Annotated in this window: 23 protein-coding genes; 17 read left to right on the top strand and 6 right to left on the bottom strand. The window is 57.6% G+C overall.

All coding sequences use genetic code 11. The features are described from left to right. Nucleotides 1-36 precede the first annotated feature (36 nt). Nucleotides 37-381, bottom strand: coding sequence for a winged helix-turn-helix transcriptional regulator (locus ABIE48_RS25505; RefSeq protein ID WP_076175611.1), 345 nt, complete (start codon nt 379-381; stop codon nt 37-39). Nucleotides 382-527: 146 nt separating this feature from the next. Between ABIE48_RS25505 and ABIE48_RS25500 the strand changes: the two genes are divergently transcribed. After that, entirely contained in the window at nt 528-1466 is a 939-nt protein-coding gene (locus ABIE48_RS25500; protein WP_145948313.1) for an aldo/keto reductase family protein, read from the top strand. A gap of 57 nt (nt 1467-1523) precedes the next feature. After that, nucleotides 1524-2378, top strand: coding sequence for an NAD-dependent epimerase/dehydratase family protein (locus ABIE48_RS25495; protein ID WP_192716967.1), 855 nt, complete (start codon nt 1524-1526; stop codon nt 2376-2378). Between the two features lie 125 nt (nt 2379-2503). Here ABIE48_RS25495 and ABIE48_RS25490 read toward each other — a convergent pair whose 3' ends face one another. The 3 genes from ABIE48_RS25490 to ABIE48_RS25480 form a co-directional block, all read right to left on the bottom strand. Further along, a complete protein-coding gene (locus ABIE48_RS25490) occupies nt 2504-3445 on the bottom strand; it encodes a TIGR03943 family putative permease subunit (protein WP_192716966.1) in 942 nt (313 codons plus the stop codon). A 108-nt stretch (nt 3446-3553) separates the two neighbouring features. Further along, nucleotides 3554-4546 (bottom strand): permease, encoded by a 993-nt coding sequence (locus ABIE48_RS25485; protein ID WP_192716965.1) that lies wholly within the window; start codon nt 4544-4546, stop codon nt 3554-3556. 35 nt (nt 4547-4581) lie between these two features. Then, entirely contained in the window at nt 4582-5715 is a 1134-nt protein-coding gene (locus ABIE48_RS25480) for a CobW family GTP-binding protein (protein WP_192716964.1), read from the bottom strand. Nucleotides 5716-6019: 304 nt separating this feature from the next. Here ABIE48_RS25480 and ABIE48_RS25475 point away from each other — a divergent pair, with 304 nt between their 5' ends. From ABIE48_RS25475 to ABIE48_RS25435, 9 genes are all read left to right on the top strand, one after another. Further along, nucleotides 6020-6427 (top strand): ROK family protein, encoded by a 408-nt coding sequence (locus ABIE48_RS25475; RefSeq protein ID WP_354519882.1) that lies wholly within the window; start codon nt 6020-6022, stop codon nt 6425-6427. After that, nucleotides 6379-7026, top strand: a complete 648-nt coding sequence (locus ABIE48_RS25470; RefSeq protein WP_354519880.1) for an ROK family protein — start codon at nt 6379-6381, stop codon at nt 7024-7026. The genes ABIE48_RS25475 and ABIE48_RS25470 overlap by 49 nt, the downstream gene beginning before the upstream one ends. Further along, nucleotides 6999-7673, top strand: a complete 675-nt coding sequence (locus tag ABIE48_RS25465) for a hypothetical protein (protein ID WP_145028952.1) — start codon at nt 6999-7001, stop codon at nt 7671-7673. Before ABIE48_RS25470 ends, ABIE48_RS25465 begins: the two co-directional genes overlap by 28 nt. Before the next feature lie 103 nt (nt 7674-7776). Then, nucleotides 7777-8619 (top strand): metallophosphoesterase family protein, encoded by an 843-nt coding sequence (locus tag ABIE48_RS25460; RefSeq protein ID WP_244364510.1) that lies wholly within the window; start codon nt 7777-7779, stop codon nt 8617-8619. Nucleotides 8620-8663: 44 nt separating this feature from the next. Then, nucleotides 8664-9260: a glycerol-3-phosphate responsive antiterminator gene (locus ABIE48_RS25455; RefSeq protein WP_260869545.1), complete on the top strand. Its 597-nt coding sequence runs from the start codon at nt 8664-8666 to the stop codon at nt 9258-9260. 219 nt (nt 9261-9479) lie between these two features. Next, nucleotides 9480-10796, top strand: a complete 1317-nt coding sequence (locus ABIE48_RS25450; protein ID WP_192716963.1) for an ABC transporter substrate-binding protein — start codon at nt 9480-9482, stop codon at nt 10794-10796. A 54-nt stretch (nt 10797-10850) separates the two neighbouring features. Continuing rightward, nucleotides 10851-11933 carry an ABC transporter ATP-binding protein gene (locus ABIE48_RS25445; protein WP_192716962.1) on the top strand — a complete coding sequence of 361 codons (1083 nt, stop codon included), beginning with the start codon at nt 10851-10853 and terminating at the stop codon, nt 11931-11933. 1 nt (nt 11934) lies between these two features. Then, nucleotides 11935-12807, top strand: a complete 873-nt coding sequence (locus tag ABIE48_RS25440; protein ID WP_076175638.1) for a carbohydrate ABC transporter permease — start codon at nt 11935-11937, stop codon at nt 12805-12807. Between the two features lie 105 nt (nt 12808-12912). Further along, complete coding sequence (locus tag ABIE48_RS25435) at nt 12913-13773, top strand: carbohydrate ABC transporter permease (RefSeq protein ID WP_192717211.1); 861 nt, start codon at nt 12913-12915, stop codon at nt 13771-13773. 202 nt (nt 13774-13975) lie between these two features. Here ABIE48_RS25435 and ABIE48_RS25430 read toward each other — a convergent pair whose 3' ends face one another. Next, nucleotides 13976-14602 carry a DUF3298 and DUF4163 domain-containing protein gene (locus ABIE48_RS25430; protein ID WP_145028958.1) on the bottom strand — a complete coding sequence of 209 codons (627 nt, stop codon included), beginning with the start codon at nt 14600-14602 and terminating at the stop codon, nt 13976-13978. A gap of 270 nt (nt 14603-14872) precedes the next feature. Between ABIE48_RS25430 and ABIE48_RS25425 the strand changes: the two genes are divergently transcribed. After that, complete coding sequence (locus ABIE48_RS25425) at nt 14873-16435, top strand: sigma-70 family RNA polymerase sigma factor (protein WP_192716961.1); 1563 nt, start codon at nt 14873-14875, stop codon at nt 16433-16435. Between the two features lie 165 nt (nt 16436-16600). Here the strand turns inward: ABIE48_RS25425 and ABIE48_RS25420 are convergent, their stop codons facing one another. Beyond that, nucleotides 16601-17212, bottom strand: coding sequence for a hypothetical protein (locus tag ABIE48_RS25420; RefSeq protein ID WP_192716960.1), 612 nt, complete (start codon nt 17210-17212; stop codon nt 16601-16603). Nucleotides 17213-17420: 208 nt separating this feature from the next. On the opposite strand from ABIE48_RS25420, the gene ABIE48_RS25415 reads away from it, so the two are divergent. From ABIE48_RS25415 to ABIE48_RS25395, 5 genes are all read left to right on the top strand, one after another. After that, on the top strand, nt 17421-18203 hold the full coding sequence (locus ABIE48_RS25415) for an AraC family transcriptional regulator (RefSeq protein ID WP_354519876.1): 783 nt from the start codon (nt 17421-17423) through the stop codon (nt 18201-18203). A 133-nt stretch (nt 18204-18336) separates the two neighbouring features. Beyond that, entirely contained in the window at nt 18337-19233 is an 897-nt protein-coding gene (locus tag ABIE48_RS25410; RefSeq protein WP_192716958.1) for a phytanoyl-CoA dioxygenase family protein, read from the top strand. Between the two features lie 183 nt (nt 19234-19416). Beyond that, entirely contained in the window at nt 19417-21126 is a 1710-nt protein-coding gene (locus tag ABIE48_RS25405) for an amylo-alpha-1,6-glucosidase (protein ID WP_192716957.1), read from the top strand. 216 nt (nt 21127-21342) lie between these two features. Further along, on the top strand, nt 21343-23106 hold the full coding sequence (locus ABIE48_RS25400; RefSeq protein WP_192716956.1) for a cache domain-containing sensor histidine kinase: 1764 nt from the start codon (nt 21343-21345) through the stop codon (nt 23104-23106). Beyond that, a complete protein-coding gene (locus tag ABIE48_RS25395) occupies nt 23066-24247 on the top strand; it encodes a response regulator transcription factor (protein ID WP_145028970.1) in 1182 nt (393 codons plus the stop codon). The genes ABIE48_RS25400 and ABIE48_RS25395 overlap by 41 nt, the downstream gene beginning before the upstream one ends. Nucleotides 24248-24348: the final 101 nt, after the last annotated feature.

Below are 24348 nucleotides of genomic sequence, written 5' to 3'. Positions count from 1 at the left end.
CTTTTTTCTTGATGACATTTCCGAATCGTGAGCTACTTAAGTCCAGCGGGCCGCCCACAGCTTCATTTCATGGCAGATGACATGCAGGTCCTGTCCCTTAGGCGTGAGCGAGTATTCCACTGTCACCGGTACGGTAGGGAATACTTCCCGCTCCAGCACACCCTGCTCCTCCAAATGGCGCAGCGTACTGGTCAGGGCACGGGGGCTTACGCTGGGGATACGGCGCTGCAGCTCACCAAAGCGAAGAGTGCCGCAAAACAGCTCGCGGATGACGAGAAAGGCCCATTTTCCGCCCAGCACATCCAGTGTTTTTTCAATGTTGCATTCGATATGCGTCGGGTTTTTCGGAATGTAACTGCTCGCTTTTTTGACTGTTTCCATAGACTCTCCTCCTTATATGTATATAACTATACTCTATATAGTATCTACCCTTGATATAATTAAGTGAAAAACATTTCACTTCTTTAAATCATATATGAACTTTTATAGAATGAAAAGGGTAACAGGACAACAAGGAGGTAGATGGAATGAAATACCGGAGACTGGGAAGAAGCGGGCTTAAAGTCAGCGAAATCAGCTTGGGCAGCTGGCTTACATATGGCGGTTACGTGGAACGCGAAAATGCGGTGAATTCGATCAAAACGGCATACGATTTGGGCATCAACTTTTTCGATACGGCGAATGTCTATGAAAAAGGCGCGGCGGAAGAGCTGGTCGGCAAAGCGCTGAAAGCGTATCCGCGCGAATCTTACGTGCTGGCGACCAAGGCGTTCTGGCCGATGGGCGAAGGACCGAACGACCGCGGCTTGTCGCGCAAGCATATTACGGAGCAGGCGAATGCCAGCCTGAAGCGGCTCGGACATGACTATGTGGACATTTTCTACTGCCACCGCCATGATCCGGAGACGCCTTTGGAAGAGACACTGCGCGCGATCGACGACCTGGTTCGCCAGGGCAAAGTGCTGTACGTCGGCGTGAGTGAATGGCAGGCATCGCAGATCGCCGAAGCGATCGGCGTGGCCGACCGTTATCTGCTGGACCGCATTGTGGTCAACCAGCCGATTTACAACATGTTCGAGCGCTACATCGAGAAGGAAGTCATACCGCTCAGCGAACGCGTAGGAATCGGACAAGTGGTGTTCTCCCCGCTGGCTCAAGGCCTGCTGACAGGCAAGTACACGTCGGCTTCCGACATTCCGCAGGACAGCCGCGCGGCGAAGCTCGATTGGATGCGTAAGGGCATCACCGAAGAAAAGATCGCCAAAGTACAGCAGCTTGAAGGCGTCGCCAAAGAGCTCGGCATTTCCGTCGGCAACCTGGCCCTTGCGTGGATTCTGCGCAAAGACAACGTGGCCAGCGCGCTGGTCGGCGCAAGCCGTCCGGAGCAGGTGACGGAGAATGCCAAGGCTTCGGGCATCGTCCTGAGCGAAGATGTGCAGGAGCGGATCGAAGACATTCTGAAATAATCGGACCGGCCAAGGGTTCGGCCAGGTTTGAACCGAAGCGAAGAGGAGGCGTTACCTGTGGCCAAAGTCGTCATTACAGGCGGAAGCGGCATGCTTGGACAGTGGGTCGTGCGACATTTTATCGAGCAGGGGTATGAGGTGCTGAACGTGGACTTCCGGCGTCCCGACGAGAACCTCTGCCCTACGTTAATTGCGAATCTTGAGGATTTGGGAGAGACCTACGGTGCGCTGGCCGGGGCTGATGCCGTCGTTCATTTGGCGGCGATCCCGGCGGCGCATATCCGCACGCCGGAAGTTACGTTCCGGAACAACGTCATGTCGACGTACAACGTGCTGGAGGCTGCCGCAGGTCTCGGAATCCGCAAAGCAGTGATCGCGTCCAGCGAATCGTCCTACGGCATCGTATTTGCAGTCAGTCCCTTAAGCCCGCAATACGTGCCCGTGGACGAGGCGCATCCGCAGCTGCCCGAGGACAGCTACGGACTGTCCAAGGTGGTCAATGAATTGACGGCCGACATGTTCCACCGGCGCACCGGCATGCAGGTCGTCTCCATTCGCCTCGGGAATGTCATGCCTCCGGAATGGTATGAGCGTTTTCCCTCATTCATCGACAAGCCCGAAGAACGGGACCGCATTCTGTGGAGCTACATCGACACCCGCGACGCTGCTTCGGCCATCCGGCTGGCCGTCGAGGCGGACGGGCTCGGTGCGGTGGCCCTTAACTTGGCCGCCGACGATTCCAGCATGGCGGTTCCGAGCCGCGAACTGCTGTCCGCCAGGTATCCCGGCGTGACGGACATCCGCGCGCCGCTGGCGGGGCATGAGACCCTGCTCAGCAACGAGAAGGCGAAGCGCCTACTCGGCTGGCAGCCGCAGCACCGCTGGCGCGACGAGGTTGCGAAGCTTCGCTGAACGCAGCTGGGAGTACCCGCAAGAAGCATGGACCACAGAAATAGATACTCCTATGCAAACTCCAAACCAAGAAGACCCGGGCATCGTTCCGGAGTCTTCTTGGTTTTTTTGTCGGTCATTTCCTGCTATTTTGCCTTGGAGGCGTCCTTCTGCAGCTCTTTCCAGGCGGCGACCGAGTCGGCGCTCGTATAGATGTAAGGGGTCTGGGGCTGGGCAATCGGCGTGATTTGCGAAGCCTCGATCTCGATCAGATTCTTGCCCCCTTGGGACACGATCTTCAGTTTGCCCTGTACTTTGACCCAGGAATCGGCCGGCAGGGCCAGCTTCTGCTGCGGATCGACCATAATGCCGAAAGGGGTGGCGTCCGCCGTGCAGCACTGCACCAGAAAGCGGCTGACCGCGAAGGTGCCGCTTGCTCCGCTTGTCTGGTCGCGGTAAACGAAGCCGGATACGGCGATTTCCTTGCCTTCAAACTGCTCCTTGAACATCTCGATCGCCCCGAACGTCTCGGAGTAAATCGCCGGGTAGACCGGGATGACGGGCTGGGCGTACAGCAGTTTGGCGAGCTCGGCGAATTCCTTGGCATACGGATCGGAGGTCTCGAAGGTGACGGCGGTATCCGGATCTGTGGAAGCGCGGGCAATTGACTTGTTCGGCACTGTGGATGCGCTGGGTATAGCCTTCTCCGGCTCCATCGCCGAATAGGAGAGGGAGATGCCCTTCTTGGCGGCGGCGATGCTGCCGAGGGCCTTATCCGGCAGCAGAAATCCGAGCAGCAGCGGGAGCACAAACAGGCCGTACAGGCCGGTGCTTTTCAAAAAGCCGGCAGGCAGGCGGTGATCGCAGTTGCACAGCACCTGGCTGCGTCCGAGCAGCGCCTGAATCACCAGGCTGAGCGCCATCAGGCCCAGCGGAACCGGGCACAGCCGGATCCATCTCGCCAAGGCGGGCGCGACGTAATAATGCAGCGCGTCCTGCTGCATCAGGTGCAGAATATAGAGGGCGAAAGCCGCCAGCACGGCCGCCCGGAACAGGTAATGCAGCCGGATGCTGCGGGAGTCGTTCACTTGGCTCTACCTCCAGTCGGACTAGGTATTGGGTTCTCGCATCTTGCGCGGGCGAGTTCCTGGCATGGGCGTCCACAGCCAGATCGAATGTTACATCCGCCAAAAAGTTTACAACCAGGCCGAAATCAGAACCGAACCGACAAAGACGCAGGCGGCGATCAGGAAGAACAGATAGAGGGCGAACTTGGTTTTGAACAGCGCCATCAGCATCATGGCGTTTTTGAAATCCAGCATCGGGCCCAGCACCATGAACGCGATCAGCGAACCGGCGGGAAAGGTGTGCAGGAAGGTGGAAGCGACAAAGGCGTCCGACGTGGAGCACAGGGAGAGCGCAAAGGCGAGTCCCATCATGAACAGATACGAGCCCAGCGGATGGCCGCCGATGGCGGAGAGGCTTTCCCGGACCATAAACGTCTGAATGCCCGCCGTCAGCAGGCAGCCGATGATCAAATATTTGCCCATGTCGAAAAACTCGTCCGACGTATGGACGAATACCGACGCCAGCCGGCCGCCACGTGCGGCATGGAGATGAGCATTCCCGCCGGTTTCCCGCTCCAGCGACCATCTCACCGGCGATTTTTTTACCGTAACGTAGACGATGAGCCCGATCAGGAAAGCGACGGCAAAGGCAAGTCCCATCCGGGCGTATGCGAGATCCGGGTGGCTGCGGAACGCCATGAAGGTGGCTCCGTAGACAACCGGATTAATGATCGGTCCGGACAAAATGAACACGATCGCGACATACACGGGCATGCCCTTATGAATGAGCCGGCGGACGAGCGGAATCATGCCGCACTCGCACACCGGGAAGATCACGCCGAGGAGACAGGCGAACAGGATGGCCGGAACCGGCTTCTTCGGAATCCAGCGCGACAGAACCTCGTCCGGCACAAACACCTGCAGCAGCGATGAGAGCAGCGCCCCGGCCAAAACGAACGGCAGCGCCTCCAGCAGAATGCCGACGAAGCTGGTTTTGAACGTGTCCATATAGACGTTATCCAGCAGCTCGATGCGCTCCGGCAGCCACAGGACGAGCAGGATGATCAGAAAGGCGGCGGGAAGAAGCAGCGGGACGATTTTAAAAGGGGAGAGGGTGGTCATGGCGGGATCAGCTCCTTCCACAGGAATAATGAAGCTTAACGAAACAGTTCGGACCAGCGTTCCTTCAGCCGCGACTCGTTCAAATTCAGGCCGATCATGACGAGATACGGTGCGCCGGGGTAACGGGAGGTTTCCCAGAACGTGCGTGTCCCGGCATACTGGACGAGCTGGACCGGCTCATGGCGGGCGAGCGTTACATGCCCCTTGGCGCGAAGAAGCGCGTCCCCGCAATCACGAAAGAACGCCTCTAGCCGATCCCTGGACAGGGAAGCCTGGCTATGTTCTGCCGGGGGAAAGGTCAGCGTAATGGTGTTGACTTTGGAAAAAGAGGCCGTCTCCTCATGATGTTCATGCCCGTCGTGGCCGCCATGGCCTTCATGCGCGTGGGCCGTGGCTGTAGCTCCCGCACCGTGACCGTTATGGGCAAGGTGGTGAGCATGCGAAGCGGCGGGGTCAACAAATCCACCGAACCTGTGCTGCGCCTTGCTGCTCAGCGCCTCCTGCGCTGGGGTCTGTGTATCAGCCCGGACAGCCGCGGCCTTGGACCCTTGGCGGCGGTCGACCCCGTCCAGCAGGCTGGACAGGTCAATCCGGCTATATTCTGTGTATACGATCGCAGCCTCGGGATTATGCTTACGGATCATGCTTTCGATTTTGCCGATCGTGCCCGGGGCGGCGAGGTCCTGCTTGTTGACCGCGACAAGATCGGCGCTTTCGATCTGCTTGCGCAGCGTGCGGACCAGCTCTTTGTCGGCGGAGAAGCGGCTGTTGAACTCCAGCACGTTCTCCGCGTCGAGCATCGTCACCGTATAATGGTGCCGTACCCGGCCGGCAAGCCCCGGCTCCAGAAGGGTGCGGCGGATTTCTTCGGGATCGGCCACACCGGTGAGCTCGATGACGATGACGTCGGGTGACCGCTCCAGCAGGGTGGATAGACCCTGCGGCAGCTCGCTTTTCCGGCTGCAGCAGACGCATCCGTCCAGCAGCTTCTGCACCTGAACCCCTGCCTGTTCCTCCAGAATCGTTCCGTCTACATCCCGTTTGCCCAGCTCGTTCATCAGGATGCCGGGGGTCAGCCCCCGGGCCGAGCACTCCTTGAGCAAGGACAGCAGCAGGGTCGTTTTGCCGCTTCCCAAAAATCCACTTAATATGATGACTGGTGTTTTCATACGCGATTCATCTCCTTTATCCTCGTTGTCGAATATAGAGCAGGCCCAGGAATACGGCCTGTACCAAGCGTGAATTTTTCTCCCATTTTATCTATACGTAAAGATTACGATTTAATGCCTATGAATATGGCGGTCCGGAAGGTGCTGATAGATTCAGAACCGCGGCGATTGATGCCATTACCGGGCAACCTGCAGAGGAGAAATCTGGAAAAGAATGTTATAGATCCATTCATATCCGGAGCGAAGTCGTTTATGATAGGTTTATGTCAGCGACCAAGGATTTCCGGAGGAGGAAAAGGAAGGCATGAGCAAATTTGTCATTGGCATGGACCTCGGCGGAACCCGGATTAAATCGGCGGTATTTGACGCGGATGCCGGTTGGAGGATCGCCGCGGAAAGAATGGACGCCACCGAAGCGGATAAGGGACCGGAGCATGTGCTGAACCGGATGAAGAGGATCGCTCATGAACTGATGAAGGAAGCGGGGATCGGGCCGATGGACGTGAGCTGCATGGGGATGGGCATTCCGGGGCTCCTGGATCCGCGGGAAGGGCTGTCGATTCTGTCTCCCAACTTTCCGGAATGGGAAAATATCCACGTGGTAGACCGGATGGGGAGGAGTTCGTTTTTCCGGTTTTCATCGATAATGATGTTCGTGTCAACATGTACGGGGAGTGGCGGTTTGGCGCCGGCAGGGGCTGCAGGAACCTGATGCTCATTACTTTGGGAACCGGACTGGGCTCGGGAATAATTTATCAGGGGAAGGTTGTCTACGGCACGTCTTCGAGTGCAGGCGAGATCGGCCACATGAACATGTACAGGGAAGGGCGGCCGTGCCGCTGCGGCAGCTCGGGCTGCCTCGGCCGCTACGTGTCCGCGGTGGGCATGGTCCGAACGTTTGCGGAAAAGCTGGCGGAAGGACGGAAGAGCGTCATTCAGGAATGGACGGGGAACGACTCTTCGCAAATGACGGCGCAGCTCATTTCAGATGCCTATGACCGGCAGGATGCGCTCGCTATTGAAGTGATGCACGAGACGGGAGAGCTTCTCGGCTATGGACTAGCGAACGCGATCAATCTGCTGAATCCAGAGCTGATCATTGTAGGCGGCGGCATGGCCGCGGCCGGGGAGCGGCTCTTGCGCCCGGTGCGCGAGACGGTAGCCCGCCATGCGCTGCAGCTGTCTGCCGGTGTCTGCCGTATCGTGCAGGCCGAGCTTGGGGACAAGGCCGGGATGCTGGGCGCCGCCGTGTATGCGGACGGACGATGGAAAGGAGGGAATTCATGGTCAGGCAATGGGCCAACAGGCTGATTCTGCTGCTGGTGATGGCTGCGGTCATCCTGGTCGTTATTTACGCTTTCGAGGGGAAGCTGTTTGGCCTTCAAGACAAGGAAGCGGAAGGAAGCCCGACAGTGGTGGAGGCGATTGAGAAGATAAGAGAGCCCGGATACGTATCGTATATGATTCATGAGCACCAGATTGCTTCTGGGGAAGTGGCCTTTTTTCTACGAAAGACATCCAGCGGAGGCTACACCATCGCTGCGGAATATGTAAGGAAAGTCGGTAATGGCTGGAAGTGGGGCTATGGTGGGAGCTTTGGTGCCTCCAACTATCACCCAGGCCTCTCCGACGCCGAGGCGCGTAAGGAAAGCTTTACTGCGATTTACCTGCCCGGGACGGAGGGGACAGAATTCGGAAGTACTCCTTTTCCAATGTATTATGGCATCACTCTGCATCCCGACATCAGCCGTATTGTTGTCAAGGATTCCACCGGCTACGAAAAGCAGGCACAGATCGTTCCCGTTGAGCAGAACTTCAAATTGTTTTACGTGTTTATGGATGCGTCACAGGGAACGAAGTTTGAGATTACGGCCTATGACCGAAGCGGAAACATCGTTCGGCGGGTTACGCAGGACGAGGCTAACCCCAACAATACGGGGACGACACGAATCGATTAACCGTAATTTTACATAATTAGCCTTCCTAATTAACGGATTGGAAACAATCCATCGATAAGATGAAGGAGGAAAAATCCAATTCGAACAAGCCGGGAGGAGAGAAATGATGAGATTGGCGCTGTTGGGTGATTTGCATTACCACGAAATCGACGAGTCGGTACCGGGGCTGAAGGAAGCCCGGCGTGCATTCTATCAAACGGTGCTGGAGCAGTTTTTGGAGCAGGAAGCGGACCTGTATATTTCGCTGGGGGATCTCACCAACTTCGGCACGGCCTCCGAGCTTCGCGAAGTGTACGACCTGCTTCGCCGCCAGGACAAGACGTTCATTCACGTGCTGGGCAATCATGACTTGTATGCGCAGCGCAGAGCCGAAGTGCTGGAGATGACGGGCCAGGAGAGGTACCATGCCATCGACACGGATCAAGCGATGCTCGTGTTTCTCGACACGGCCAAGGAAATGGATTTTAAGGACTGGGGCGGCTGGCTCGATCCCGAGCAGTTGGGCTGGCTTGAGGAGCAGGTCGGACTGTCGGGCGACAAGCCGCTGCTCGTCTTCGGCCATCACCCCGTATACAATACGACGGCGGGTTCGGAGAAGGACAAGGGCTCGATTCATCCCATCATCGACATGTGGAGCATTTTGAACCAAAAGCAGGGCATTGGCATCTATTTCAACGGGCATACGCATATGGACTCGATCGCGCACCGGCAGGACTGGTCGTTCGTGCAGCTGTCGGCCTGCCTGGATCAGCCGGGCTTCCGGATCGTTGATATCGCGGAGGACGCGATCCGCATCACACCGGTCGAAGTGATGGACCCGACGCTGCCGGATCACATGGCGCTCCTTCACCAGCATATGAAGCATTTCAGCCCGAATCCGGATGCCAGAGGGATGGAGGACGACCGGGCTCTCCTCGTTCCACTGCCGATTGCGCCGCAAATCTGAATATAGAGTAATCACGACCTTCGTGAAAGGGAGGCTGTACACGCATGAATGACGTTATGACCCGGGAGCATTTTTTCAAAGGTCTCGCCAAGCATAAACGGATTGCCTCCATCAAAGACCCCCGCCATATTGAAATCGCCTTGAAGCACCGGGATGAGCTGAGCGGCATCTTTCTGCTGATGGGCCATATCGGTGTCGCCAAAGGTTATGTGAACGTATTCCGGGAGCACGGTCTGCCGGTGTTCATGCATTTGGAAAAAATCGGCGGGCTCAGCACAGACCATTACGGCCTGGACTATTTGGCCAAGAGCATTCGCCCGGTCGGCATCATTTCGACCAAAACCAGCGTCATCAAAACTGCCAAAAAAATGGGGCTGCTTACGGTGCAGCGTTTCTTTCTAGTCGACAGCGAAGGGCTGGAGAACATCGCGAAGAGCCTGTCCCAGGCCGAGCCGGACATCATCGAGCTGATGCCCGCCCGCATCCCGGACATGATCCGCAGGGTGAAGAGCTTTACGGAGGTGCCGATCATCACCGGCGGCCTGCTGTATGAGCACAGCCACGCGCAGGAGTGCCTGGACCAGGGGGCGACCGCCATTTCCGCGTCCCGTCCCGAGCTGTGGAGAAGAAAGATCATTTGATGTCCCGTTAATATTCCGCATAAACCGAGTTAATAGTTGTCCCTTATGATGAAATCGACAAGTAAATAGAACGGTTGGAGTTATGGAGAAACCTGATCTGCCGAGAGAGCGCTAAGCCAGCGTTCCTGCTCGGCGGTATTCGGGTTTCTTTATTTTTTTGGCTGCAGCCGTCGTTGTCCAGCAAACATAAACCAAATTCAAGGGTGGAGGAATCAATCGATGTTCAAGAAAAAGATCGCACTGCTTACACTGTCCGCGGTAATGACGGGCATGCTGGCCGGATGCGGCGGCGGAGCCGAGAAGGCGGCCGGCAGCGAGACAGCAGAAGCGGCAGCGGCCAAGCCGGATAAAAAAATCGTCATCAAGTACTGGTACGCCTTCGGCGACAAAATCGAGGAAGCCAAGCAGCATATGGTCCAAACGTTCAATGAATCCCAAGACAAGATCGAGGTGGTCGCCGAGCATCAAGGGAATTACGATGATCTTCATGCGAAGGTCCAGGCGGCTTTTGCGGCTGGGGACGCCCCGGCGGTCACGGATCTGGAAATTGCCTCCACGGGCGTGTTCGCCCATTCCGGCATGCTTGAAGACCTGACCTCATACGCCGAGAAGGACAAGGACCAGCTGAAGCTGGACGATTTTATCCCCGGACTGATGGGGAACGCCTACGTGGACGACAAGCTGTACGGGCTGCCTTTCATGCGCAGTACTCCGATTATGTACAAGAACGTGACGATGCTGAAAGATGCCGGTCTGGATCCATCCGGGCCCAAAACGTGGGATGAGTTCGAGCAGTACTCCAAAGTGCTCAAGGAGAAAGGCAAGCTCGGCATGACCGTGCCGGTCGATATTTGGTTCTACGAGGCGCTGGTGGCCCAAAGCGGCGGCACGATGCTGAGCGAGGACGGCAAGAAGGCAACCTTCAACAACGCGGCCGGCGTGGCGCCGGTGGACTTCTGGAAGCGGCTGGTGAACGAAGGCCTGATCAAAATGCCGGTCGGCGACGAAGCCGGGGATACGGCGGACAAGGATTGGGCGAACCAAATTTCCGCGTTTAAGTTCGCCTCGACCGCCGGCGTGTCGCAAAGCTTGGAAATCGCCAAAGGCAACGGCTTTGAGCTGGAGACGGCTTTCATGCCGGCCAACAAGGATTACGGCGTGCCGACAGGCGGATGCCAGCTCGTCATGACGTCGAAGAGCAGAGCCGAGGAGAAGGCGGCGGCATGGGAATTCATGAAATGGATGACCTCCCAGGAAAACACGATTTACCAGCATAAGCATGTCGGATACCTGCCGACCCGCACGTCGGCGGTGGAAAGCGAAGAGCTCAAGGAGCATTTTACCCAGTATCCGCAGTATAAAGTCGCTGTCGACCAGCTGAAATACGCCAGACCGCGCCCGATGGAGAATGGATATCCGGAAGTCGCCAAGATCGTCCGCGATGCGATCCAGAAGGCGATTATCGATCCGAAGACGACGCCGCAGCAGGCGCTGGACGAAGCCGCGGCCAAGTCGGATAAGCTGCTTGGCAAGTAAGCTTAGCGCCTGTCAGGCAATGATACAGACCCGCCAAACAAGGAGGCATTCGGCATGGCCCAAATCGAGCTGATCGGCATTTGCAAGAAATACAAGGAAGAAACCGTAATTCAGGACCTCAACCTGACGATCCGGGACGGTTCGTTTACCGTCCTGGTCGGGCCGTCCGGCTGCGGCAAATCGACGACACTGCGCATGGTGGCCGGGCTGGAAAGACAGACCGCAGGAGATATTCTCATCGACGGCCAGCGCGTGAACGACACGCCGCCCGGCCTGCGGGACGTGGCGATGGTGTTCCAAAACTACGCGCTGTACCCGACCATGACGGTCCGGGGCAATATCGAGTTCGGCCTTAAGAACCGCGGCGTCTCCCGCAAGGAGCGGGAGCGCCTGGTCGCCGACATTTCGGAAATCGTCGGACTCGGGCCTTACCTCGACAAGAAGCCGCAGAATCTCTCCGGCGGCCAGCGCCAGCGCGTGGCGCTCGCCCGGGCGATGGTGAAGCAGCCGAAGGTGTTTATCCTTGACGAACCGCTGTCCAACCTGGACGCGAAGCTGCGGAACCAGATGCGGACCGAGCTGATCCAGCTGCACGAACGCCTTGGCACGACCTTCGTCTACGTGACGCACGATCAGGTCGAGGCCATGTCTATGGGCGACGAGATCGTCGTCATGAACGAAGGGGCGATTCAGCAGGCAGACTCGCCGATGAAGCTGTATGAGCAACCCGCCAACCTGTTCACCGCCCAGTTTATCGGCATGCCGGCGATGAATATCATGAAGGTCGGTGACATCAAGGGACTGCGCGTCCTGCCTGAGTCCGGAGCCTACCATGTAGGCTTCCGGCCCGAGTATGCACAGATCAATCCGGACAGCCCGGTGGAAGGGCTTGTTCTCGAAGGAGACATATTGACACGGGAGAGCCTGGGTGCGGAGCACATCTATCAGATCCGTTCCAAGGCGGGAGCGTTTTTTGTCAAAACGTTTCTAAAGCCGCTGGTGACGGCGGAGCGGGTGCGCATCGCCGTACCGAACGGGCATCTCTATTATTTCAGCCTGAACGGCAGCCGGGTGCAGACGGCGGGCGCGGCGAACGAGGAGACCTCCTCGCGGCAGCTGATAGCGGGAGGGGTGTAGCATGACCGTCTGGGAACGGCTGCGCCCGTACAGCATGGTCGCGCCGGCAATTATCGTCTTTGCCATGTTTTTCATCTACCCGATTTTTTACATGATGTACTTAAGCCTGTTCGACTGGAACTTCGTCAGCCCGACAAAAACGTTCGTCGGCATCCAGAACTTCGTGGATTTGCTGTCGGAGCCGGATTTTCGCCAGGTGCTGTCGAACACGACCCTTTATACCGTGCTGACGGTTACGCTGACGACCGGACTCTCCCTGTTCATGGCGATCTGGCTGAACCGCAGCGGCTTCTTCTACGGCCTGGTACAGGGGGCGATCTTCAGCCCCCATATCATCTCGCTCGTATCGATTTCGCTCTTGTGGAGCTGGCTGATGGACCCCGAATACGGGCTCTTGAACTGGGTGATCGGCCTGTTCGGCTTCGGCAAGCTGGAATGGCTGTCCCATCCGAGCACCTCGCTGATTTCCCTGGTGATCGTGGCCGTGTGGAAGGGGCTCGGCTATAACACGCTCGTGTTTATCGCGGGGCTGCAGAGCATCCCGCAGGATATATACGAGGCGGCTTCCTTGGACCGCTCCAGGCCGTGGACGACGTTCACTCGGCTGATTCTGCCGATGCTGTCGCCGACGATCTTTTTCCTCGTCATCATCAATTTGATCGGGTCGTTTCAGGTGTTCGAAACGATCGCGATCATGACGCAGGGCGGCCCGGTCAACTCGACCAATACGCTGGTGTATTACATCTACGAGGCCGGCTTCCGCTTTTTCAAAATCGGGTATGCCTCAGCGGCCGGCGTCATCCTGCTGTTCATCGTCGGCATCCTGACCATCGTCTATTTCCGGCTGCTTTCCAGCCGTGTTCATTACCGTTAACCGGTAACGACTTCTGCTTCTATGATCTTAAAAAAGGGGGAAAACCGCGTGGAACCCGCAAACCGTGCCTTTGACGGGCATACCGTCGCCGTTCCAGGAGGACGCATGCTGGAAGCGCCGGGCAGACCTGCCCTTGTGCGCTCGGCTGCCGTCCTGCTGCTGAAGGCGCTGAACGTGGCGGCGCTGCTGCTGCTGGTTCTCATCTTTGCCATGCCGTTTGTCTGGATGCTCTCGACATCCCTCAAAACGCTGCCGGAGACGATGATCTTCCCGCCGGAGTGGATTCCCCGGAATCCGGTATGGAGCAATTACGCCTCCGCGTGGCAAACCGGGCCGTTCCTGCATTACATCACGAACAGCGCCGTCATTTCGGTCAGCATTTTGCTGCTGCAGATGCTGACGATCATTCCGGCTGCGTACGCATTTGCCAGATACCGGTTTGTCGGCTCCGGCTTTCTGTTCAGCCTGGTCATGGTGACGCTCATGATCCCGACCCAGCTCATCTTTCTGCCGGTATATTTGGAGCTGAGCGCCTTCAAGCTGCTGAACACCCATCTCGGGCTGATACTCCCGTTCGCCTCCAGCGCGTTCGGCATCTTTCTGCTCCGGCAGGCGTTCCGGCAGATCCCTGAGGAGCTGGTGGAAGCTTCCCGCCTGGATCAGGCCAAGGAATGGAAAATCATCATCCGCATCATGGTGCCTATGGTGAAGCCGGTGCTCGTAACGTTTGCCCTGTTCAGCTTCATCGCGCACTGGAACGATTATTTCTGGCCGCTCGTCATGACGACGAACGAAACGGCGCGAACGCTGCCGATCGGCATCACCAAAATCCGCGAGGTCGAGGGCGGCGGCACCTGGAACATCCTGATGGCCGGCAACGTCATTTTGGTCGCGCCGATTCTGGCCGCCTTTTTCCTGGCGCAAAAGCATATCATCAAAGCGTTTGTGTACAACGGCGTTAAGTAAGAGGCATGCTGTGTGCCACGTGTATCACAGTAATCATAAACGCGGGGTTACGTGTAAAAGAGCTGCTCCTTCGTCTCTCGGACGATATGGAAGCAGCTCTTTACTTTTTTTGGAGTTATCCAGTTTGTAGATAGGGGGTGACTTTAGGCTGTGAAAAAGGATAACAGTCGGCCGCTCAGCTCCCGTCACCTGGGGCGCTGCTTCACACGACGTCTGCGGCAAGTATCGTAAGCGGGCCGTCTTCAGCGGCGATGTCCTGCAGATCATAGACCGAAATCGGGAACATCGGAATACCGACATAATAGGGTGTGATCGCGTACAATGGGTAAAAGAGCACCAACGCCTTGTCGGCGAGGTAGAAATCCTGGTTAGGCGCGACTGTGATGCTCCCCGCATCCAGTACCGGAAGATTCCGCTCCTGCACCTGCTTCTTAACGGCAGCGGTCAGGACCGCTTGGTAAGGGGAGCCCGGTTTGAACAGGCTGGACAAGGTATAGGTGTTCCCCGTTTGCATGGAAAAGGTCAATCCCTTGGCGATCGTGTATCCATGCGCCATCGGCGTGGAATAGGTGTAATTGCTCAGCACCAGACTGAGAATGCCGCGCTCGTTCGTTTTGATCTCGAAATTTCCGGTCGTTTCCGGCTGGCTTCCCGTCTGAACCGCCTGCTGGGCGCGCTGCATGTCCTGGATCGTACGGATGATCGTGTGGTTGATTTTGTTTTCGGCCGTTTTGTCGGCGAGCCCGGTTACCTGCGGATAGTGGATCACCGTGCCGGGGGCCGTATAGGTGACGGTATGGATGGTGACCGGCGGTACGTATTGAGGCATGCGGTTCGCTCCAATCGTTGAATGGTATATACCAGCCTATTCCGGGCCTGGGCGTTCGGTGACGCGAATGGAGCGCGCTGCTTACTTCCACCTGAGGCCAGCCGATCTAATCGATATAATGTTAAATACGAGAACAGTGGTAACGCCGCGTTAAGGCGATTTTTCTAAACAGGTTCAGCTTTTTTTAAAAATATTCAAGGCTCTGGTAACCTTACGGATCTGATATTGCACTATAGGGTTGAAACCAAGATCAAAGGGAGGAGAGTGGGTGTGCGGCAGATCATTGAACAAGCCCGGCAGGGGGACGGGGATGCGCTAAACCGTCTCTTCCGGCAGTATTATGCGATGGCGCATACGGCCGCATACGGGAAGCTGCAGGATCACGATTTGGCGGAGGAAGCGGTGCAGGAGGCGTTTGCGGAAGCATTCGTCCACCTTAGCCGGCTGCAGCAAGCGGACGCCTTTCCGGGGTGGCTGCGCACGATTGTGCATCGCCAGTGCTACCGCTTAATTCGCAGAAAGCCGCAGACTTCCGCGCTGGAGGAAGGGGGAGTGACTGCACCCGACCAGCCAGATATCGGAGAGATCGTGGCGCGGCAGGAGCTGTACCGGATGCTTCACGATTCGGTCCAGGCCTTATCGCCCAGCATGCGGGAGGCGGTCCAGCTGTTTTATTTTCACGGCTATAGTCTGCAGGAAATTTCGGAGTATGCGGGAACGCCGGTGACGACGCTGAAAAAGCGGCTGTTCGATGCACGCCGCAAGCTGAGGGGCACGCTGCCGGTCGCTGACTTCGCGCATGTATTCAAGCATTTACACGAAGGAGGAAAACGCATGCTGCATATTGTTAACGGCGATACGGTCGCCGAGACGCTCAAGCAGGGAGTCGTTCAGGGGGATATCCTCGTATGGCGCGAGGTATATTCGGAAGGCCCGGTGTTTCTGGAACCGGCAGAACCGGAGAGCCGTGCAGTCCGCGCGGGATACCTTGAGAAAGATATGGGCATCCCGGTTGATGAGTATAACCGGAACTGCGAAGAGCAAGAGCAAAAACTGGCCGGATTCCGGCAGTATGACGAAATCGTCCTGTGGTTCGAGCATGACCTGTTTGACCAAACGATGCTGTCTTATTTGCTGCACTGGTTTGGACGGCAGTCTCTTGGCGGGACGAAGCTGAATCTGCTCTGTATCGGAGATTATCCCGGAGTCGGCCTGTTCCGCGGACTCGGTCAGTTAACGGCCAGTCAGCTGAAGACGTTGTCCGGAACGTGGCACCATATCGGAGCGGAAGAGCTGAAGCTGGGCAGCAGGGTTTGGGAGGCGTACACCTCGCCTGATCCGATGAAGCTCCAGCAGCTGTTGGAGGAGGACACCTCGGCGCTTCCATTCGTGCGGGAGGCATTTGAGCTGCACCTGTCCCGTTATCCTTCCGTTTATAACGGACTGGGGATCGTGGAGCAGATGACTTTGGAAAAGGTAAGCGAAGGGATTCACTCGCCGCTGGACCTGTTCAGGCAGATCGGCGACCGGCTGCACGGGTTGGGCATGGGCGACCTGCAGTACTGGGATGTTCTGCGCAGCCTGTGTCAGGGCCCAAGTCCGCTGCTGACGCTGGAGGGGGCGGAAGCCTTTCCCGGCTATGCGGGACCTTCTCCGTCTTTCCGGGACAGCAAGGTCCAGATCACGGAATGGGGAACCCGGGTTTTACGCGGTGAGGATTACCTGGAACGGTGCGGCATTGACCGTTGGTACGGAGGCGTTCATTTGAGCGGTGACCAGCCTGTGTGGCGTTGGGATCAGGATCGGAAAAGGCTGGTGAAATGCGGGGAGTAGGAACGGCCATCGGAGGCAGACGCCGTACTACCGGCCATCGGAGGCAGACGCCGTACTACCGGCCATAGGTTCAGATCATGAAGAAGAAGCAGGCAAGATGCCTGCTTCTTCGTTTCGGTTCTTCCTAGAGCCTGACCCTTTCCTTTGTTACTCATCCACGGGGGCTTACTCGAAACGAACCTCCTGATCCAGAAAGATCTCCTTGCGGCTAAAATCCATAGGCTCCTCAAACGGGATCAGCGCAAAGTGAATCTCGTTCAGCTGCTCCGGCAGGCGCGGTTCGACGAGAAAGGACATGGAGCTGATTCCACCACCACCGCGGGATCCGCTGCGCCCTACACTGTATTCTCCATCTTGGCTAGTAACATCGAGCTGAAGAAGAGGGCGGAAATCAGTGAATTCATCCACATCCTCCAGCTGTTTGATTTCGATATGTACAATACTGCCATGCTCATGCTGCATCGCGTGAGTGATCCTGTATTGGTATCCTTCCTGCACGGTCGTTTTCATAATCTGCAGGATGCCTTGCAGCTCGCCGGGACCGTCGGAGCGTGGGCGATGAAACCCTCCGTTAATCGAATGAAACAGCCAGTTCAAATGGGGAGGCTTCAAGCCGAATTTCGCTTCAAACTCCTTCATCACTTCCTTAGGCGGAAAACACCGGCGTCCTTTCGCGAGGGCTTTCCGGTGGTTGAGCAGCTCAATCAGCTGCGTATCGACCGCATGGATTTCCTCATCGTAATCATTGGGCACCGCCCGCAGTTCCGACCATCCCATAATCCAGTTCCTCCCTTATTGTCAATATACCATTAAAACATAGGTTTTCCTGATTATACCATAGGCTGAAATCTGAGATATGAAAAAGTATGGACAAGCAAATATGGCTTGGGACTGTAGCTCCTCTCCGCGATTGATGTATAGTGAACATAACATCATCAAGCGCTTGGCTTGGCCCAAGCTGGCGGACAAGGAGGATGAAGCGATTTTGCCTGAAATTAGAGGTTTTATCGGAACCCACGACAAGGACTGGGAGGACGAGCGGCAGTGGAGCCATCCCGATTTGGAAATCACCGTCGTGTTGGAAGGAAGCGGGCGCTTTGTTCATGAACAGGAAGAAAGGCGGGTCGAGGCAGGGCATATCGCGCTGATCCCGTCCCTAGCTGCGCATTCTTTCCATGCGATGACCCCGATCCGGTTCGGGGTTGTGCTCGTTGACGGACTGCCGATTCATGTACGTGAACTGTTCGAGCGGCTGGTTGTCCTTGGCAAACCGCGCCTCATTGCCTTATCCCGCCTCGACCAGGACCGCTACGAGCGGCTGTTCCGGGAATGGCTGAGGAGCCGTTCGTCTACGTTGAAAGAGCCAGTCCGAAATGATTTGGCCTGGATCGAAATTCTGCTGCTGTTTTTAAACGAGCATTCCCACCCGGACCAGCAGTCGTTCACGGTATCGCATACAGGCGATTATATTCGCCGGCATCTTCAAGAACCTATCGTCATCGGCAGCCTAGCGGAGATGGCCGGCCTGTCAGAGGAAGGCTTTCGCAAACGGTTCTTCAAAGCCTACGGCATGACGCCCAAGCAGTACCAGCAGATGTGCCGCCTGGAAGAAGCCAAGTGGCTGCTCAGCTCGACGGACAAGGATATGCAGGCCATAGCCGAGCAGATCGGCTTTGCCCAGCTGCACTCGTTTTCGCTGTGGTTCAAAAAGACCGAAGGCTGTCCTCCGTCAGAATGGAGAACGAGGCAGCGCCGCGACCATCATTGAGGCAACCGGTCTGGTTTTGCGTAAATTGTGGCGGGTTTCGATTAACGACTTTCTCCTGAAGCAGGGGCTATGATGAGGGGGAATCTTCCGCTTCCGGCAGGAACGCGGTGATACCTTGAAAGGAGAGAGCGGCATGAACGTGATGATCGGAACGAGGGAGCTTGTGATGGGAAGCCGGTATTTGACTGAGCTGAGAAGCAGCAACGATATTTTGGGGGAAACGGAAGCGCTGAGATTGCGTCTGGCGGAGGAAGGATACCTGCTGATCCGCGGATTTCACGACCGCGAGCGGGTGCTGTCCGCAAGGGAGGAGTTTTTACGCAAACTCCAGGCCATGGGCAGATTGGAGCCGGGGGCTCCGCTGGACGAAGGGCGCATTTCCCAAGACAACCGCAGCATGATGTGGGGCGGCGGCGCGGAAGAGCTGCAGGCGGACTTCCCCCGATTTTTGGATGTGGTGAACCATCCTTCGGTCTTGGATTTTTTTGACCGTCTGCTTGGCGGCAAATCGATGACATACGACTATAAATGGCCGCGGGCCGTAGCCCATGGCGGGAATACCGGCGCCCACTACGACGTCGTGTATATGGGAAGGGGCACCAAAAACGTATATACGATGTGGACCCCTTTCGGAGACACGCAGCTTGAGCTCGGAACGTTGGCTATGTGCCTGGGCTCCCAGCATTTCAGCAAAATTAGGCAAACGTACGGCGAAATGGATGTGGACCGGGATAATGTCGCGACAGGCTGGTTTTCCGAAGACCCGGTGGAGATCGTCGATACGTTTGGGGGACGATGGGCCACAACGTCTTTCGAAGCGGGCGATGCCATTATTTTCGGCATGTACATGATGCATACTTCGCTTAACAACATGACGGACCGCTACCGGATCAGCTCAGATACCCGCTATCAGCTCGCATCGGAGCCGGTCGATGAGAGATGGGTGGGCCGCAAGCCGAAGGGGCATTATGCATGGGGCCAAACGACGCCCAAGCCGGTCGCCGATGCCCGCAAGGAATGGGGCGTATAAGGGAGGCAAATTGCTGAATCTAACAATCGCACCCCCTCCCACCTGACAAAAGGACACGATTGCCCGGAAAATAAAGCCGTCCCCAACAAATGTGCAGGTACATGGAAACACCTGGCCGTTTCCCTTCCAGGCGCCGCAGTTTACAATGAAAGCGTTATATTCCTGGATAAAAGGAGAACAGCCATGAACTTTGACCTGAACGTAGTACCCTTCAGCCGCAGAGAGACGTTTCTGGCGGTTTCGCAGCTGCCTGAGGGTAAAAATAGACCAGCCGGGCTGTACCTGCGCACCGTCCGGGGCGGGGACGACAAGTTCGGGGAGGCGTTCCGCATCGAGCTGCTGGATGACGCCGGTGAGCTTTTGCCGTTCAAGGCCGAAGCCAATCCCGCCAGCGTGAAGCTAGCGGCTCTCGATGGCGCCACTTATGCAGAGCTGTGCATATCGGACAGCTGCACCGCGCGCTTCCGGACCAGAGGCTGCGGCATCCGGCTGACCTTTCAGCCGGCGGCTTACGATTATGCCTACGAGGCGGTGCCCGGCAGCTGGGAAGTGAACAGCTTTACGCACGAATGCCGGTTTATGCTGACCCGTCTCGCTGGCTGCATGAAGATGGAAGTGATATGGGACAAGATAAAGAGCTCGCGCATCGTGGCTGAGTTCAGCCCCGACGGCGCCGCGGGTACGGCCGAATTCGCTATTGAAGAGTTCCGCACCGTGTGGAAGCCGCGGCCGGCCTGGGAGCCCTTTGAGGCGGCGGTGAAGGAAGCCGAGGCCGAATTTGCGGCCTGGCTGGATCACAGCCTTACGGTGCCGGCGCGCTGGCAGGAAGGGCGGGAGCTGGCGGCTTACATTACGTGGTCTTGCCTCGTTCCGGCCGAAGGCTGCCTGACGCGCCCAGCGATGTACATGTCGAAGAACTGGATGACGAATATATGGAGCTGGGACCACTGCTTTAACGCCATGGCGCTGGTGCGCCACGATCCGAAGCTGGCGTGGGATCAGTTCATGATCTTTTTCGACCGGCAGGATGAGAGCGGGCTGCTTCCCGATTTTATCAACGACAAGTACGAGCTGTGGAACTGCAACAAGCCGCCGATCCACGGCTGGACGCTCGGCTGGATGATGCGCCGGACCGATTGGATCGGCGAAGCGCAGCTTCGGGAAGTATACGGGCCGCTGTCCAAATGGACGGATTGGTGGTTCCGGTACCGGGACGGCGACGGCGACGGCATTCCCCAGTACAATCACGGCAACGATTCCGGCTGGGACAACAGCACGGCGTTCAATAACGGCATTCCGGTGGAAAGCCCGGATCTGTCGGCGTTTCTGATTTTGCAGGCGGAGCTTCTGGCCGAGATTGCCGGGCTGTTGGGGAAGACGGAGGAAGCGGCGCGGTGGCGCCGGCTTGCCGGGGATACGCTGGACGCCATGCTAAGCCATTTCTGGAAGGACGGCCGCTTCACGGCATGCCGGTCAGGGACGCATGAGCGTTCGCAAGGCGACAGCCTGCTGCTGTTCGTGCCGATCCTGCTCGGTAACCGGCTGCCGGAAGAGATACGGACCGCGCTGCTGCAGGGGCTGCGGGAGGAGGGCCGTTTCCTCACCGGCAACGGCTGGGCGACCGAAAGCGTCCGCAGCCCGTATTACCAGCCCGACGGCTACTGGCGCGGGCCGATCTGGGCGCCGTCGACCATGCTGCTCGTGGAAGGCGCCGCCGCGGCAGGGGATACGGAGCTCGCCAGAGAGGTGGCGCAGCGGTTCTGCCGCATGCTGAACAAGAGCGGCATGGCGGAGAACTTCGACGCGCTGACGGGGGAAGGGCTGCGGGACCGTGCTTTTACCTGGACGTCGAGCGTATTTTTGATCCTCGGACACGAATACGGGGAACTTTAGCGGGATGATGCACTTCTTCGGAAGGGACTTTTTTGAAAAAGTCCTCCGGGGAGGTGCTTTTCGCGTTTCCGAAAGGTGCCTGGCTTCCGCAAACAAGGCGCTTGGCCACGGATTTCTTGTAAGCGGTAACAACTGCGCGGCGAAAGGGCTCCGTCCCCTGTCCGTCCATGCTAGAATGCAGATAGACGACTACCGTGAAGAGGGAGGGGACCCGCCATGAATATCCGCCGGCACGGACCGCTGCGGCGCTGGCTTCCGGCAGGAGCTTACCGCAGCATCCGGACCAAACTGCTCGTATGTTTTCTGATTGTGACGCTGATCCCGCTGCTCTCGCTCGGGGCGCTTTCTTACTACCAGTCCGCCAAGACAATCAATTCCCAGTTCGGCCGTTACGGCGAGAACGCGGTGGCCCAGCTGCAGCAGCAGTCGGACTCCATGCTCATCCGCATGAAGCAGATGAGCCAGACGATCTACTCGTATTTGCTGGATCCCGCTCATGCGGACCTCGGGAGCGATCCGCCGGTCACCTACGGCGAAATCATGGAGAAGAACGACTTCGAATCCGTCCTGAGATCGCTGGCTAACGACCAGACGGCCGGGATTTATATTATTACGCCATCCGGTTATTACTACGGCGAAAATAACCTCGACGTCGGCAAGCTCGCCGGCATTCCGGCCTGGAAGAGCATGCCAGACACTAATAGCGGCCCTTACTGGCTGGGCTTCTACATGCTGAACCATGCGATATCCGCCTCGGAGCAAGCCGGCCCGGCGGTGCTGGGACTGGCCGTGCCGATCCGGAACCCGGGCGGCGCCCAGGACGGCAGCACGATCCTGATTGAGGAGGACGCACGGGAGCTGCTGCGCATGTTCCGTCAGTTCGAGGAGGACACGAAGGCGCATCTTTCGATCCAAGCGCCGGACGGCCGGACCGTCTACGAAAGCACGGAATCCTTTACTCCGAGAGATAACGATATCATCTGGGACAAGACGCTGTCCGTCAATCATTGGAAGATCGAGGCAAGGCTGCCTGCCAAGGCGTTTTACCAGTCATCGGGAGTCATCCGGTCGAACACGGTCATCGTGGCGGTTTGGTCCTGCCTGCTCGCTTTCGGGCTGGCCTATCTGTTTACGTCCCGGTTTACGGGGCGCATCCGTTCCCTGAAGGAATCGATGCAGAAGGTCAGCTTCGGCAAACTGGACACGCGGGTTCCGGTCGAAGGACGGGACGAGCTCGGGAGCCTGGATATCAGCTTCAACCGGATGGTCAGCGGCGTGCAGTCGCTCGTCCAGGAAGTGGAGCGAAGCGAGCGCCTCAAGAAGGAGGCGGAGCTGAAGGCGTTTCATTACCAGATCAATCCGCATCTGCTCTTCAATACGTTGAACTCGATCCAGTGGAAGGCCAGGCTGGAAGGGGCGGAGGAGATCCGCCGAATGCTGTATCACCTGACGATGGTGCTGGAAGGCAACCTCGATATATCGCAGGAGCTCGTCACGCTGGAGCGGGAGCTGCGGATGATCGGGCATTTTTTGAAAATCCAGGAGATCCGCTATGGAGCCGTATTCCAATATGAGCTGGACTGCGAGGAAGATCTGAAAAGGTTTGTCATCCCGCGGATGACGCTGCAGCCGCTGTTTGAGAACATCTTTTTCCACGGTTTTACCGACGGGGCCGGGGTCATCGAGCTGCGCGTCCGGGAGCAGGGGGAGGAGCTGCTGCTGGAACTAAAAGACAACGGGGCCGGCATCAGCGAAGAGAAGCTTGCGCAGCTGTTCGCTCCGAATCCCGAGCCCCGCGGCCGCGGCGGTCTCGGCGTAAGAAACGCGGACCAGAAATTCAAGCTGCATTTCGGCCCGCGGTACGGACTTACGGTACGTTCAATCAAAGGAGAGGGAACATCGATACTGATTCGCTGGCCCAAAAAGGAGGAGCATCCGGATGGAGAACGCAAACAACCTGAAAGTGCTGATTGCCGATGATGAGAGCATCGTTCGCAAAGGCCTGAGATCGACGGTGCCCTGGGAGCGGTTCGGTATGGAGGTCGTGGCCGACGCCCCCAACGGGGCGAAGGCGTGGGAAGCCTTCAAGGAGCACCGCCCGGACATCGTCATTACCGATATCGTGATGCCGGAGATGGACGGCATCGAGCTGCTGCGCAGGGTCAAGGAGGCCGAGGAACGGACGAAGATCATCCTGCTCAGCTGCCACCGGGATTTTGAATACGCGCAGCAGGGCATCCAGCTTGGGGCTTCGGGATACCTTCTGAAGACCGCGTTTGAGGACGAAGAGCTGGAAGGGCTGCTGGAGAAGCTGCGGAGGGAGCTTCAGCGGCGTCCGTCCCCGGCACCGCTGGACGGGGAGAAGCTGGAGGCGCTCTTGTTCGGCTGGCTCAGCGGCAGCAGCGGAAGATTTCCCGCCGAGCTGGAGCGGCTTCGCGCGGAGGCGTGGCGTTTTGGCGGCCAGGACGTGCATGTGTACCTTGTCCGGACGGAGGGCTGCGGCATGCCGTGGGCCGAATGGCTGAAAGCGAAGCAGCTCGTACACAGCACGGGAAATGAAGCGGTCATCCCCTACGGCGGTGACGCCTGCTATTGGATCGTGCCGGAAGGGCTGCAGGAGGCGGCAAACAGCCTGCTGATCGAAGCCAAGGGCAGCCATGGACGGCTGAAGTGGTCCGCCAAGGGTCCTTTGGGCACCAGCAGCGGCATCGCGGAAGCGTTCCGCGCCCTGCATAAAGAGGCCGAGCTGGAACGGGCGTACGGCGTATCCGGCGGGGACTGGCCCGAGCCGATTCAAAAGGCGGTACGCCTGCTTCATGAGCAGCCCGGTTCCGACTGGTCGGCGAGCGAGCTGGCGGAAGAGGTCGGGCTCAGCCGCAGCCATTTTTCCATCCTGTTCAAAAAGACGGTCGGCGACAGCTTTATCGCGTTCCAATACAAGCGCAAGCTCCGGCTGGCCAAGGGACTGCTGCGGGATACGGACCTGACGATGCAGGATATCGCCGAGCGGACGGGGCTTGGCGACAGCAAGTATTTCAGCAAATGGTTCAAGCGCTGCACGGGTCAGACTCCAAGCCAATACCGGACCGTGCAAAAAGGCGAATCGGACCGGACAGTTTGACACCCCGCCCGAAAGTTCAAACAAAAAGACGCCAAATTGCCGATGATCGCACGTTTTGAACCGCTTTCAAAAGCGTTACGATGAAAGCGGTTCAAAAATGA

Source organism: Paenibacillus sp. OAE614 (assembly GCF_040546645.1).
Lineage (GTDB): Bacteria > Bacillota > Bacilli > Paenibacillales > Paenibacillaceae > Paenibacillus_AQ > Paenibacillus_AQ favisporus.
The sequence above is the reverse complement of the archived record's forward strand: the minus strand, read 5'-3'. Positions and strand labels throughout refer to the sequence as shown.